Below are 13075 nucleotides of genomic sequence, written 5' to 3' on the forward strand. Positions count from 1 at the left end.
ACAGCTGTGGAGGATTCGCGCATGATCAAGGCAACGCAACCCCTCACGGCCGCACCGATTTCCGGACCGCTGCGTGATGCGCGCGGCTTGTCCGCCGCCCTGGTCGCGCACTTCGCCGAACACGTGGCCCGCTGCGGCACCCTGCCCGGGGACGCGCTGCGCGGGGAGGTCACCGCCGTCACCCGCACCTGCCTGGAACTCGCGGCCGGGGTACTGGAGGGCCGTGACGTGAGCGCCAAGGTCGAACGGCTGCAACGCGCGGGCGCGGACTGGGCGCGCGAGGGCATTCCCATCGGGACCATCCACCGCGCCGTGCACGACGGCTTCGCGGTGGGTTTCGATCTCATCGTGGACGCCACCGGGCCCGAGGACTACGCCCGGCTCGCGGTCACCGCGCGCCGGCTGTTCGAGGTGCTGGCCATCGTGGATTCGGCATTCGCGGTGTCCTATGTGCGCGAGCACCGGGCGGTGGTGGCCGAGCATCACACCGCGGTGCACACGGTGGCGTCGGCCCTGCTGGCGGGGCATCCCGCCTCGACCATGGCCCGCGCCGGCGGCATCGAGATCGACGAGTCGTATTACGTGCTGGCACTGAGCATTCCGTCGCATCCGGGCGAGGACGATCCCCGGGTGGACGGTGAGGTGGTGGCCCGCCGCAAGCTGCGGCGGGTCCAGTCCGAGCTGGCCCGCGGCGGTCGAGGCCGGGCGCTGTCGCTGCTCAGCGCCGACGGCGGCACGGTGCTGCTGCCCGCGGCCGAGGTGACGCCCGCCGAGCTCGGCGACCTGGTCGACGGATTGTCCACGGCCGCACAGGTTCCGGTGACCGCCACCGTCATCCACACCGAGACGCACCGCATTCCGGAGGCCGCCGAGCAGGCGCACGAACTGCTGGACATGGTGCACCGCCTGGAGTGCGCGCCCGGCCTGCACCGCTTCGACGACCTGGCCATGGAGTACCAGCTGACCCGGCCGGGCCCGGCCCGCGAATACCTCGGCACCCTGCTCGATCCGCTGGACGCCTACCCGGAACTGCTGGAAACCCTGCGCCGTCATATCGGAAACGACCTGAGCCGACGGCATACGGCGCGTGTGCTGGGCGTGCACACCAATACCGTCGACAATCGGCTCAAACGGATCGGGCAGCTCACCGGATTCGATCCGGCCCAGCCGTCCGGGCTGTGGTACCTGCGGTCCGCGCTGGTGGCGCGCAGCTATCGGAAGTCCGAGCGGGTGCGGATCGGGCGGCCGGACACCATGGTCGCCAGCAGCGCGGCGAAGTGACGGTGCTCGGACAGGGCGCGTCGCGAGGCGGCCACCGACCAGACGGTGCGCACCTCCGACGGCGGCAGTGGCCGGTCGGCCAGACGGTCGGCCAGCCAGTCCACCATCACCGGAATCGCGATGAACTGCAAGGGAAGATGCGTGCTGAGCCGGTCGCGCAGATAGCGGACGTGCGCGCCGCGGGCGTGATAGCGCCGCACGTGCGCATCGACATCGGCGACCGCGATCACCTCGTCATTGACACCCTGGACCACGAACAGCGGCATGGCGGGAGCCTGCGCGCCCGGCTGGATGTCGTCGAGCACCGCCCGCATCTCGGGCCGGGTCAGCAGCGCGCCGAGGCCACCTTTGATGTGCCGGTTGGCATTTCGGCCCGCATAGCGGGCCAGCAGCGGGAACGTCGCGATCGATTCGGCGCGGTCGAGCAGTTCGAGGTACTCCTCCGACACCAGGCCCTGCACGCAGCCGTCCAATTCCGGGTAGGCGCGGCGCAGCCCGGAGGTGAACACCATCGCGAATCCCGCGAAGGGAGAACCGTTCAGGCGCACGAAGGCCGAGGCGGGATCGCCCACGGGTGAGCCCGCGACCGCGCCCACGATATCGAGTTCGGGGGCATAGCTCGCGGCGAGTTCGGCCGCCCACACCGTGGCCAGACCGCCACCGGAGTAGCCCCACAGGCCGATTCGGGTGCGCGGATGCAGACCCAGCGGTGCGAAGCGCAGGGCGGCCCGCAGGCCGTCGAGGGCGCGGTGGCCGGGCTCGCGGGCCGCGCCGAAGTGGCCGTTGATGCCCTCGTGATCGGGCACCGAGACCGCCCAGCCGCGGGCCAGTGCGGCGGCGATGAGCGGGAATTCCACCTGCGGGATGGCGCCCAGCGCGCGGGCGCGATGCTGTAAAGCGTAGGAGGGGAAGCATTTCGGCGCGACGGCGTCGATGGCGCACTGGAACGACAGCAGTGGGCGGTCCGCGGACGGTTCCGCGTCCCAGGGCAGCAGGACGGTGGTGACCGTCGCCTCCGGCCGGCCGTTGAGATCGGTGCTGCGGTACAGCAATTGCCAGGCTCGGACGCGCTGCGGAATGCGCCCGAACAGGCCGAGCCGCACCGGCCGCGACCGCAGGATCGTGCCCGGCGCAACCGATCCCGGGTCGATCGGCGAACGGTAGAACGGATCCTCACCGGGTAGCCGGGGATGCCCGCGCGGCGGGTCGGATTCCATTGTGAAACTGCCGGATTCGACGGCATCGCCGATCGTCATCGTGATCCTTTCGGAGAGAAGCCAGAGGGCCGGGGCAAGTCCCCGGCCTCCCTCGTGCTGGTGATTCGGGAGCGAGCGCCCCCGGACGTCGCTCAGATGTGCCCGCTGCCGCCGATCATCCAGGGGTTGAAGGTGCAGACCAGCTCGGGATGGGCGGCCGGGTCCAGGGCGTGCAGCGCGATGGAGGCCGCCCGGGGCGAGTACATGATGGTGAGATGATCGGAGACGTCCTCGGGGCAATCCTGTTGCAGCGTGAGGTTTTCCACGGGGGCGTCGGGGCCCGGGGTGAGGAAGGTCCACTCGTAGGGGTTGGAGATCTCGTCGTGGGTGGTGCCGACGGCGGTGTACGCCACGCCGGGCACGGTGTCGCCGTCGGCATTCAGCTTGGCGTAGAACGGCGAGCCGAGGACCTGCTCGGTATTGGCCTGGCCGATCAGCGGCTCGTAGAAGCCGAGGATGTTCAGGCCGAGATCGGTGATGATGCGCCCGAGGGTGGCGATGCCGAGCAGCGAGGTGCCGTGGGTGGTCGCGCCGAAGCTGATGACCTTGCCGACTTTCCCGAGGCCGCCCTCGAATTTCAGGTACTGGCTGGTGACCGGTCCGCCCTGGGAGTGGGCGATCACATCGACCGCGGGCGCGCCGGTGGCGGCCAGCACCCGATCGATGAATTGACCGAGCTGCCGGGCGGACTCCTCCATCGGCCCGACACCGTAGCGGCCCGGCAGGATCGGCCCGACACCGCCGCCGCTCAGCGGCGTCTCACGGCCGAAATTGAAGGCGTAGACGCAGAATCCGGCGCGGGCGACCTGCGGGGACAGGAACGAGAAGCTGTCGTAGGTATTGAGCCAGGTGCCGTGCACCAGCACCACGGGATTGGGGTGCTCCGCGGTCGGTTTGCAGTTCCAGTCATTGGATCCGGGCGGCGCGGCATCCGGGTGGGTCAGGCCGTAGCCGAAAGCGGCCAGGAAGGACGACATCTCCGGGCCCACGCCGACGGTGTCGGAGGCGGTGCTGACGGTCGCCGAGCCGGAACTGCTGCCGGAGTCGCCGATGGAATCCGGCTCGGAGCGCGCCACGCCGGTCGAGAACGCGACCGCGAAGGCGGTGGCACTGGCGAATACGGCACTGCCGAGGGTACGGATGGTCGGCCTCATGAAATCTCCTACTGCGTCCGGCGGATCCGACCGAACGCGTCGAATCCGATTGCGACCGTAGGAGCGTGCTGTGGCCCGTGTCACGGGCGCTGTGCCAGGTGACAGCGCGGCCCGGCATGGATGCCGGGCGATTGTGGCGACCAACAGCCGTCAGGGCGCCGGTGTGCTCACAATGGCCATGGCGGTGCGGGTGAACAACGGCGCCAGTTCGGGCAGCGCCTGGGCGCCCTTGGTATGCAGGCAGGCGCGCACCCGATCGTCGATGCCGCCGAGCAGCATGTCGACCAGCTGCCGATCGGGTTCGGCGGTCAGATCGCCGTCGCGCACACCGACCCGGGCCACCGCCATGATGTAGTCCGCGAATCGCTCGTGGACGCGCAGCCGATGCTCCACCAATCCCGGTCCGGCCGCGAGGGTTTCGACATACAGCGCGCGGGCGGCGCCGGGCTGCATGGACAGCACGCCGAGATAGATCTCGAAGGAAATCCGCACCCGGTCGGCGAAATTCACGCCCTCGAGGCCGGTGACGGTCTCCTGCAACTGTTCCAATGCCGCGCCGACCGCGAGATCGTATGCGGCGGCGAAACATTCGTCCTTCCCGCCGAATACCGCGTAGAAAGTGCGGCGCGCCACCTGTGCCCGGGTCACGATATCGGCGACGGTGGTGGCCGCGAAGCCGAGCTCACCCACCGCCTCCAGCACGGCGGTGCACAGGCGCCGGTACTGCGAGGCCTCCACCTGTTCGCGGGTCAGCCCGTGCCGGCCACGCGGCAGCGGTCCCGGTTCACCGATGGTTTCCACACTCACGTCCCCAGAATAGGTTTCCACGTCACCGAGCGACTAACGGTCCGGCCAATACCAGGGCGGTTCACCCGCAGTTTCCTGTCCGGCCACCGTCGTCACGCCCTCCTGTTTGAGCAATTCGATCATGGTCGCGTCGTCGGCGTACTCGTCGATGACGCCGATCAATTCGTCCGAATGGCTCACCACCACGAGCTGGGTGTCCTCGGCGGCGCGGGCGATGAGCCGGCCCAGCGGGGCGAGCAGGTCCGGATGCAGGCTGGTCTCGGGCTCGTTGAGCACCAGCAGCTGCGGCGGGCGCGGGGACAGCAGGGCGGCGGCCAGCAGCAGGTAGCGCAGGGTGCCGTCGGACAGTTCCGGTGCGGCCAGCGGGCGGAAGAGCCTGGGCTGATGCAGCAGCAGTTCGAAGCGGCCGTCACGGTTCACGATCTCGACGCGACTGCCCGGAAAGGCGTGGTCCACGGTCTCGGCCAGCGCCCCGGCGTCACCGATCTCGAGGATGGTCTGCAGGGCCGCGGCGACATCCGCGCCGTCGTGGGCCAGGGCCAGGGTGCGGGTGCCGATCTGCGGTGCGCGGGCGGGGGCCGCGGCGTCGGTGCGCAGATGGTCGTAGAAACGCCACGAGCGAATGCGCTCGCGCAGCGCGAGCAGGTCCGGCGCGCGTTGCGGATCGGCCAGCTCGGACAGCATGGAGTCGTACGGTTTCATCGGGTGCGGGACCATGCCCCAGCCGCCGGCCTCGTCGCGCAGGCGAACCACGGGTCCGCCGCGATCGGCGAGCACGGTCGAGGGGCGCAGCACGGGACCGGCCCAGGCGGCCTCGGATTTGATCTCGGGGTCGGCATCGAACATCGATCGGCCCGGAATCGGCAGGCCCAGTTCGGCGGCGTAGCCGAAGTCCTCGCCCGCGAACCCGACCCGAAGTACGAGCGGGGTGTTCGGTCCGGAGCGGCCGGGTCCGGCGAAGATGGTCGATTCGAGCCCGCCCTCGCGGGCCAGGCCGGCGACCGCGCCATTGCGGGCGAAGTCGGCGAGCAGGCGCAGGACGCGGTAGAGGCTGGATTTGCCGCTGCCATTGGCGCCGGTGACCACGTTCAGGCGGCCGAGCGGCACCCGCAGTTTGCGCAGGGACCGGTAGTTCTCCACGGCCAACGTGGTCAGCATGGGATCCAGCGTATTAGCTACCAACCGGTCTCGATCAGTCGGCGAGTCCGGCCCGCCACTCCCGATAGGCCGACCGCGAGCACACCGCGCAGGGGCGATAGCCGGCCGCGACCGCGGTGGCCTCGTCCGCGAAGAAGACCCGGTGGGCGGTGTAGCCGCCGCGGGCGAGGGCGCGCAGCGCGGCCGGACAGTCCAGGCGGCCGTAGATCTTCAGGCGGCGATGGCCGCCCAGCACGCCGGGGGTCCGGCTGGCATACGGTCGGCCGTCCGCGCCGAGCAGGGTGTACACCATCGCCCCCTCAGGCGTCGTGGAAGACCAGACCCAGGGTGTGGCGCTGGCCGGACCGCACCAGGCTCACCCCGTGCCGCATAGGCGCGGCCGACCAGCCGCGTGTGCCGCGCACCGGGCGATCGCGGGTGGTGAAGATCAGGCCGTGCCCCTGCGGCAGCGCCATGGCCGCGCCGCGGGATTGCGCGCGCGGGCGCTGCTCGACCATGAGGAATTCACCACCGGTGTAGTCCACGCCCGGCGCGTCCAGGCCGATCACGACCTGGAGCGGAAACACCATGTCGCCGAACAGGTCCCGGTGCAGGGCATTCCAGTCGCCGGGACCGTAGCGCAGCAGGATCTGCGAGCCCTTCACCTGACCGGCCCGATGACACTGGGCGATCCACTCGTCCAGGCGTTCCGGCCAGGTGCCGGGCCGGCCCAGCCGGGCGGCCCAATCCCGGGCTATGGGAAGCAGTTTCGGATACAGAGCCCACCGCAGCTCGGCCACGATCTCGGGGAGGTCATGGGTGAAGTAGCGGTATTCACCCGAGCCGAAGCGGTGGCGGGCCATGTCGACCGTCGAGCGGAAATGCTCCTCCTCGTCGTAAAGCCCTGCCAGGGTCCGGCATTCGGCGGCGGTGAGCAGCGGGCCGGTGAGCGCGTGGCCGTGGTCGTCGAGCTCACCGGCCAGGGCCGCCCATTCCTGCTGGGCGACCCGGCCGGCCCATACCGAACCGAGGGCGGCGGTGGTCATGCGGCCCGCTCGAGGTTCAGCAGTTGCTGCTTGCGCTCCACTCCCCCGGCATAGCCGGTGAGCGAGCCGTCGGACCCGATCACGCGGTGACAGGGTCGCACGATCAGCAGCGGATTCGCACCGATGGCCGAACCCACCGCGCGCACGGCTGCCCTGGGCGCGCCGATGCGCGCCGCGATCTCCCCGTAGGTGGTGGTGGTCCCGTAGGGGATCTCCTCCAGGGCACTCCACACGCGCCGCTGGAAATCGGTTCCGGCGCTGCCGAATCGGAGATCGAACTCACTCCGCTCCCCGGCGAAGTAGGCGGTCAGCTGCCCCACCACCTCGGCGAACGCTTCGGCGTCCGCAGTCCACTCCCCCTCCACCAGAATGCTCTTGCTCCCGGCCATCGACACCGCGGTCAGTTCCACCGAGTCGCCCCGCAGCTCCCCGACCAGCAGCAACTCCCCGACCGGGCTGGCCATCGTGGTGTACACGCGCATCGCTTCCTCCTCCATCGTCTTGTCTCCTCCTCACCTACTCTGGCCCAGCAGATCCCCGATGACCGGCGGGAATCAGCCATCGCGTTGGCGGCATTCGGACAGACGTCGGCCGGGCCCGTGGAGATCACCCGCTTCCTCCGCGATCACTTGGCAGGATCTCAAATTCGACAGGCAAACTTGCAAGTTTGGCTTTGTTTGTGGCACTCTGGGCCGGTGAGCGCGAACGGAGAGGACAGGTCGGCCGCAGCAGTGGCCGCCGCCGCCAGCGAACTGCGGGTGGCGGCGAGCCGGCTGTTGCGGCAGTTGCGGACGGCCCGGGCCGGAATCGAGATGACGCCCTCCCAGGCGGTGGCGCTGAGCCGGCTCGGACACGAGGGGCCGATGTCGGTCGCCGATCTGGCCCGGGCCGAGCGGGTGCGGCCGCAGTCCATGCGCACCACCCTCGCCGTGCTGGAGGAGCGCGGGCTGGTGGTGCGCGCGCCGCATCCGACCGATCAGCGGCAGGTGCTGCTGTCACTGTCCGAGGCGGGGCAGCGGTTGCTCCGGCTGGCGCACGACGCCAAGGAAGACTGGCTGGCCACCGCGATCACGACCAAACTCTCGCCCGGCGAACAGGATTCGCTCATCGCCGCGATCCCGCTGCTCGCCCGGCTCACCGAAGACTGACCGGAATCGCCACTCCCAGAGAAGGATTGCACCTTGACCGACACCCTGCTCGATCCCAACACCGCTCTGGTCCTCATCGACCTGCAGCGCGGTATCGTCGCCGCCCCCACCCAGCCCTACCCCGCGGACGAGGTGGTGCGCCGGGGAACCGAGCTGGCCAAGGCCTTCCGCGACAAGGGCCTGCCGGTCGTCCTGGTGCGCATCACCTTCGCCGCGGACGGCAGCGACATGCCGCCCGGCCGCACCATGCAGCCCGCCGGCGCATTCACCCCGCCGCCCGGCTGGGACGAACTCCTCGACGAACTCGACATCCAGCCCACCGATATCCGGATCACCAAGCGCCAGTGGGGCGCCTTCCACGGCACCGACCTCGACCTCCACCTGCGCCGCCGCGGCGTCACCGCCATCGTCCTGGGCGGCATCGCCACCAGCATCGGCGTCGAATCCACCGCCCGGGCCGCCCACGAACACGGCTACCACGTCATCGTCGCCACCGACGCCGCCGCCGACCGCGACCCCGCCGCCCACACCCACTCCGTCGAGAAGATCTTCCCCCGTCTCGGCGTCACCACCACCACCGAGGAAGTCCTGGACGCCGTCGCCAAGCTCTGACCGGATCAGGAGCATCCAGCAACCAAGATCGGGGCGCTCTCACTGCTGCGGAAATCTGTCCGATTTCCGTCGCTGAGAGCTCCCTGATCTTGTTGCCGACTGCGCACCGTGTCGCCATGGGTCGGGCGGGAAATGTAGGTTCGGCTCATGGGGAGTCCGATCGAAATACCTCGAGCACACAGGTTTCGGCGTTGGGTTGCGATTCTGGCCGGGCTGCTGGCTGCGTTGTCGGTGGCGGCGTCGGTGCCGGGCTGGTGGTGTGGGCGGGATGCCGATGCGTGGTTCGATGGGGATTCGGGCCGGGTGCGTGGGCTTGCGCAGGAGTTGGTGGCGTTCGAGGATGCCGATGATCAGCTGCGGGAGCGCGGCGCGGGTGGGGAGATCACCGGGATGTGGGGGCTGCTCGCGCATCAGATGACCGCCCTGGGGCTGGCTCAGGTGTGTCTGGCGCACCCGGAATGGCGGGAACGGTTCGCGCCCATCGCGACTCGTGCGGCAGCGAAAAGTCTGCGGCCGGAGATGCGGGACGTGTTCACCGCGGCCTGGAACGGCGAGGACGGGCTGGCGGTTCCGGACAGTCCGCACGGGCACGCGTATCTCGCGTATCCCGCGCTCGCGCTCGGGATGGCGCGGCTGGTCGACCCGGCGTTCCCGCCCGACCTCGCGGCCCAGGATGACGCGCTGGTCGCCTCCTACGAGCGCCGCCTGCTCGCCTCGCCGACCGCACTGCTGGAAACCTTTCCGGGCGAGGCCTATCCCACCGATGTGGCGGCGGTCGCCGCGGCCATCGCGGTGCACGGCCGCGCGACCGGCGTCGACCACACGGCCGTGCTCTCCCATTGGGCGCAACAGGTTCGTGCGGTCCAGCTCGATCGAGGCACCGGACTGCTGGTGCAGCGCATGGGAGTCGACGCGCACGCGCACGATGCCCCACGCGCCTCGGGAACCGGATTGGGCGCCTACTTCGCCGGATTCGCGAACCGCGCACTCGCCGAGGAGTTGGCGACCGGACTGTTCCACCAGGAACGAAACATCCTGGGCTTCAGCGCCATCCACGAGTACGGACAGGGTTCCGATGGCACCGGAGACATCGACAGCGGTCCGGTCATCCTCGGAATATCGGTCTCGGCCACCGGCTTCGCGCTCGCCCCGGCCCGCGCCTTCGGCCACCGCGGCCTCTTCACCCGCCTGTTCCGCACCACCGACCTCGCCGGCCTCCCCCTGCGCAGCGGCAACCGCCTGCGCTTCGCCAACGGCGGAGTGATCGGCAACGCCCTCCTACTCGCCTTCCTCACCTCCGGCCCGGAGCTCGCCGCATGAGAATCCTCACCACCCAGTGGCTGCGCGCGGGATGGCGTCTCATCCGGCTCCCGCTGATCCCCATCGTCTTGTACCTCGCCCTGCGCCCCGTCCTGGCGGCACTGTCGGAGCGACACGGATTCGGCTCCCCGGACGGCATGAGCGTGGGCTATCTGGCAGTCGCCGCGACCCTGACGGCGCTGCGCATCGTGTTGCTGGTGATCGCGCCCGCCTACCTCTCGTATCGCGTTGTGGCATACACGGTTACGCGCCTCCGACACCCAGGCGATCCACAGAACCAGCCCGAACCTGTCGACCGGTCGCCGGATCCGATCACGGCGAACAACAGCAGCCAGCAACCGTGAGCGCGGTCCGAATACCTGCGAGGAAGGGCGACGCTATTCCCGGTGGGCTCGGGACCAGAGGGCGGGCCAGCCACCGGAACCGAGCCAGGCGGTGGGGATGAGGAGGCCATGGTCGGCAATGTGGGACCAGAAGGTTTCGTGGTCGGGGCCGGGGTCGGGGGTGCCGAGTTCGAGGGCGGCTGGCCAGGCGGTGAGCCAGGGGCCCTCGGGGGCGGAGAGGGAGGTGGCGGGGTAGCCGGGAACGGTGGTGGCTCGGGGGGCGCTGATCGCGGTCACCGGGGTGGAGTGGGTGGGGGTGCAGGTGGTGGCGAGGATCAGGGGGCAGAGCAGGTCGGGGGTGGGGTGGCGGGTGATGGCGTGGGTGAGGGCGGGGTCGCCGCGGCGGGCGAGGCGGCCGATGGCGGCGCGGACGCGCTGGGCGATCAGGTCCATGCTGCGGGCGGCGGCGATGTCCGGCTCTTTTATCAAGGCGCGCAGCCGTTTCGACGGGACGGGTGCGTCGGCCGTGACGCTGGGCAGGCGGGGGTAGCGGCCCAGGAGGGCGGCGTCCAGGGATTCGATCGCGGCGGCGAGGGGGCGGCTGCCGCCGGCGGTCCAGAGGGCGGGCAGGGCGGCGGGGTTGGCGTCGAGGAAGGTCGCGCACAGGGCGGTGAGCCGGTCGGTGCCCGAACGGCGCAGGGCGGTCAGCGTTTTGGGATCGCCGTCGCTGTCCCCGGCCAGAGCGGCGAGGACGCGCAGGGCGGCTTCCGACTCGACCATCGCCTTGCGGACCGCTTCGTGTAGTGCGGGACCGACCTCACGGACCGGATCAGGTGCCGAGCGCCGGGTCCGAGCGGGCGGCTCGGCAGTCGCCAACTCCACCGGATCAGGTTCCGGCTCCTCGACGCGGAGGGTCGCGGCCCAGTCCCGGACCGCCTGCCGCACTGCGGGATCGGCTTCCTGGTTGAATCGTCCGGCGATCTCGCTCACGGCCCACCCGCGGCCGGCCCGGCGCAGTTCGGCATTGACCTGAAGGTGGTCGCGCTCGTCGCGCAGGCCGAGCAGGATGCTCCGCCCGCGCACGGCCTGACTCTGATACCACTGTCCCGCAATGCAATTGCCCATATGGTCCGACCACTCCGCGAGCCGGGTGGCGGTGCGGGCGATCTGAATCCGCAGCGACGTCCCGGGCAACCCGGCACCGTCGTGGGCGAGGACCGGTTCGGCGACCTCGAATTCGCTGGTGAGCGCGGCGGCCACGACACCGCTGCCCACCAGTCCGGCGCACAGGCGCGCCCAGTCCCGGCACCGGGCAGGGACGGTCGCCCCGAGGTCGACCAGCTGGGCGGCTCCGGCGACCGCGAGCGGGATGGAGTCCGACCGCGGCGTCAGCGGATCCGGTTGCGGTGCCGGCGGATTCGTCTCGAAGTCGGGTACCCGGTAGTAGTGCGTCGGCACGGCGGCCTCATGTCCGCGCACCCGCGCCATGGCATCGGCGAGGTCGGCGAGCCACAGCAGGTCGGAGGCATGCTCGGCCGCGGCGGGATCCCCGGCCAGCCGGACCGCGAGGCCGGGCTGACCGTGGACGCGCACCAGCGGGTCGAAACGCCAGTCCTGGGGCGGCCGCTGCGCGGTGTAACCGGCGACCGCGCGCCAGGCCCGCAGCGAGCTCGAATCCCAGTGTTCCGCCGGGAACGAGCGTGCTGGGATGTCGATGCAGAGCAGCATCCGGCACCGTTCGTCGACCACGATCGCGGAAGCCAGCGCGGTCCGCATCCGAGCGCGCACGAAGCGTTCATAGGCGGCGTTGCGCGGCTGCTGCTGCCGCAGCCACGCATCGATCTCGCGAACATGGACACCGGGCCGCACGGGCAGGGCGTTCAGCTCACCGACGGGATACCTGGCCGCCTTGATCTCTCGCGAGGTGAGCATCCCGGAGACCACGGCGATCTCCTCGCGCACCCGGTCGATGCCCGCGACCACCCCGAGTTCGTGCACCGCGACGGCGGCCCGCAGCAGCACAGTGGCCGCGAGCGCGTCCTGGATCATCCGCTCGGCGCAGTGCTTCCAGAGATTGCGCCAGGTCGGGCGAAATCGAATGGCCGTCGGCAGGGTGAGCGGCCCCGGGGTCGATCCCTGCGCGAGTTCGACCAGCTGCTGCTCGTAGAACCGGTTCGAACGTTCGCGCAGCGACTCCAGTCCGCTCAGATCATGGCTCGCCAGCAGCCGCTCGCGCTCGAGCACGGCGCGCTGCCGCGCGCACACCTGCTCCCACAGGTCCAGCACCAGCTCCAGCCGCCGTGGGCGCGAGCAGGATTCGAGGACCCGGCCCAGGTTCGCCGCCAGCACCGACGCCGCGCCGTCGGGCACCGGATCGATGCCGTCGGGCGCCCGCAGCTCGAGCACCCGCACCAGTTGCTCGGGTCCGAGCAGATCCGCCGCCGCGGACGCCAATACCACTGCGGCCCAGCGTCCCTCGCCGATGGCCTGTTCGGCGGCCGCGCCCACGGGTTTGGTGGCCGTCACCCCGAACAGCGCGACCAGGGTCGCCGTCCGCTCCCCGAGCCGCCGGCCGCCGCCGACCTTCAGCACCCGCAGGGCCGCCAGCACCGCGTCCCGCCGGTCACCGCCGGCGCCCGCCAGCCGTGCGGACACGAAACCGTCGCCGAGATCGATTCCGGCCCCGGCGATTACCGTGCCGCCGAGCTCGATGAGCCCGGCCAGGTCGGCGCAGGCGATGGCCACGCGGGCGGGATCGCTGTCCCGTGCGCCCAGGACGACCGCCGCACCCTCGGGCCCGTCGTGGTCGATCGCCTCCCCCGTCTCGACCAGCCAGGCGCGCCGATCACGTTCCGCGACCACGCCGAAGGCCAACTGCACTGCCAAACCCGAACTCCCACCGATGAATTGCCACGCCGCCTCGAATCAGCACGGCACACTCCCGCCCCGACCATACGATCGGGGCGGAAGCGCGGCAATCGAGTTTTCCGG

The 13075-nt window shown here is 70.6% G+C and carries 13 protein-coding genes; 5 read left to right on the plus strand and 8 right to left on the minus strand.

Translation table 11 applies throughout. The features are described 5' to 3' along the window. The first annotated feature begins 21 nt into the window (after positions 1 to 21). Positions 22 to 1281 (plus strand): PucR family transcriptional regulator, encoded by a 1260-nt coding sequence (locus ACWEKS_RS05515; RefSeq protein WP_379403581.1) that lies wholly within the window; start codon positions 22 to 24, stop codon positions 1279 to 1281. On the opposite strand, the gene ACWEKS_RS05520 is transcribed toward ACWEKS_RS05515, so the two are convergent. From ACWEKS_RS05520 to ACWEKS_RS05550, 7 genes are all read right to left on the minus strand, one after another. Then, positions 1212 to 2537, minus strand: a complete 1326-nt coding sequence (locus ACWEKS_RS05520) for a lipase family protein (RefSeq protein WP_452338960.1) — start codon at positions 2535 to 2537, stop codon at positions 1212 to 1214. The genes ACWEKS_RS05515 and ACWEKS_RS05520 overlap by 70 nt on opposite strands. A gap of 92 nt (positions 2538 to 2629) precedes the next feature. Next, a complete protein-coding gene (locus tag ACWEKS_RS05525) occupies positions 2630 to 3691 on the minus strand; it encodes an esterase/lipase family protein (RefSeq protein WP_452338961.1) in 1062 nt (353 codons plus the stop codon). Between the two features lie 150 nt (positions 3692 to 3841). Further along, positions 3842 to 4498 (minus strand): TetR/AcrR family transcriptional regulator, encoded by a 657-nt coding sequence (locus ACWEKS_RS05530; protein WP_379385237.1) that lies wholly within the window; start codon positions 4496 to 4498, stop codon positions 3842 to 3844. A gap of 33 nt (positions 4499 to 4531) precedes the next feature. Continuing rightward, a complete protein-coding gene (locus tag ACWEKS_RS05535; RefSeq protein ID WP_452338962.1) occupies positions 4532 to 5656 on the minus strand; it encodes an AAA family ATPase in 1125 nt (374 codons plus the stop codon). 34 nt (positions 5657 to 5690) lie between these two features. Further along, positions 5691 to 5948, minus strand: a complete 258-nt coding sequence (locus ACWEKS_RS05540; protein ID WP_452338963.1) for an Ada metal-binding domain-containing protein — start codon at positions 5946 to 5948, stop codon at positions 5691 to 5693. Between the two features lie 7 nt (positions 5949 to 5955). Then, on the minus strand, positions 5956 to 6681 hold the full coding sequence (locus ACWEKS_RS05545; RefSeq protein WP_379439760.1) for a 2OG-Fe(II) oxygenase: 726 nt from the start codon (positions 6679 to 6681) through the stop codon (positions 5956 to 5958). Beyond that, complete coding sequence (locus tag ACWEKS_RS05550) at positions 6678 to 7178, minus strand: methylated-DNA--[protein]-cysteine S-methyltransferase (RefSeq protein WP_452338964.1); 501 nt, start codon at positions 7176 to 7178, stop codon at positions 6678 to 6680. Before ACWEKS_RS05550 ends, ACWEKS_RS05545 begins: the two co-directional genes overlap by 4 nt. Before the next feature lie 198 nt (positions 7179 to 7376). Between ACWEKS_RS05550 and ACWEKS_RS05555 the strand changes: the two genes are divergently transcribed. From ACWEKS_RS05555 to ACWEKS_RS05570, 4 genes are all read left to right on the plus strand, one after another. Continuing rightward, positions 7377 to 7829 (plus strand): MarR family winged helix-turn-helix transcriptional regulator, encoded by a 453-nt coding sequence (locus ACWEKS_RS05555; protein WP_379385248.1) that lies wholly within the window; start codon positions 7377 to 7379, stop codon positions 7827 to 7829. 33 nt (positions 7830 to 7862) lie between these two features. After that, positions 7863 to 8441, plus strand: a complete 579-nt coding sequence (locus tag ACWEKS_RS05560; RefSeq protein WP_452338965.1) for a hydrolase — start codon at positions 7863 to 7865, stop codon at positions 8439 to 8441. Positions 8442 to 8588: 147 nt separating this feature from the next. Further along, positions 8589 to 9761: a hypothetical protein gene (locus tag ACWEKS_RS05565; RefSeq protein ID WP_452338966.1), complete on the plus strand. Its 1173-nt coding sequence runs from the start codon at positions 8589 to 8591 to the stop codon at positions 9759 to 9761. Continuing rightward, positions 9758 to 10105, plus strand: coding sequence for a hypothetical protein (locus ACWEKS_RS05570; RefSeq protein WP_452338967.1), 348 nt, complete (start codon positions 9758 to 9760; stop codon positions 10103 to 10105). Before ACWEKS_RS05565 ends, ACWEKS_RS05570 begins: the two co-directional genes overlap by 4 nt. A gap of 33 nt (positions 10106 to 10138) precedes the next feature. On the opposite strand, the gene ACWEKS_RS05575 is transcribed toward ACWEKS_RS05570, so the two are convergent. Then, positions 10139 to 12970 (minus strand): hypothetical protein, encoded by a 2832-nt coding sequence (locus ACWEKS_RS05575; RefSeq protein WP_452338968.1) that lies wholly within the window; start codon positions 12968 to 12970, stop codon positions 10139 to 10141. Between the last annotated feature and the right edge of the window lie 105 nt (positions 12971 to 13075).

It is taken from the genome of Nocardia sp. NPDC004711, from assembly GCF_053601595.1.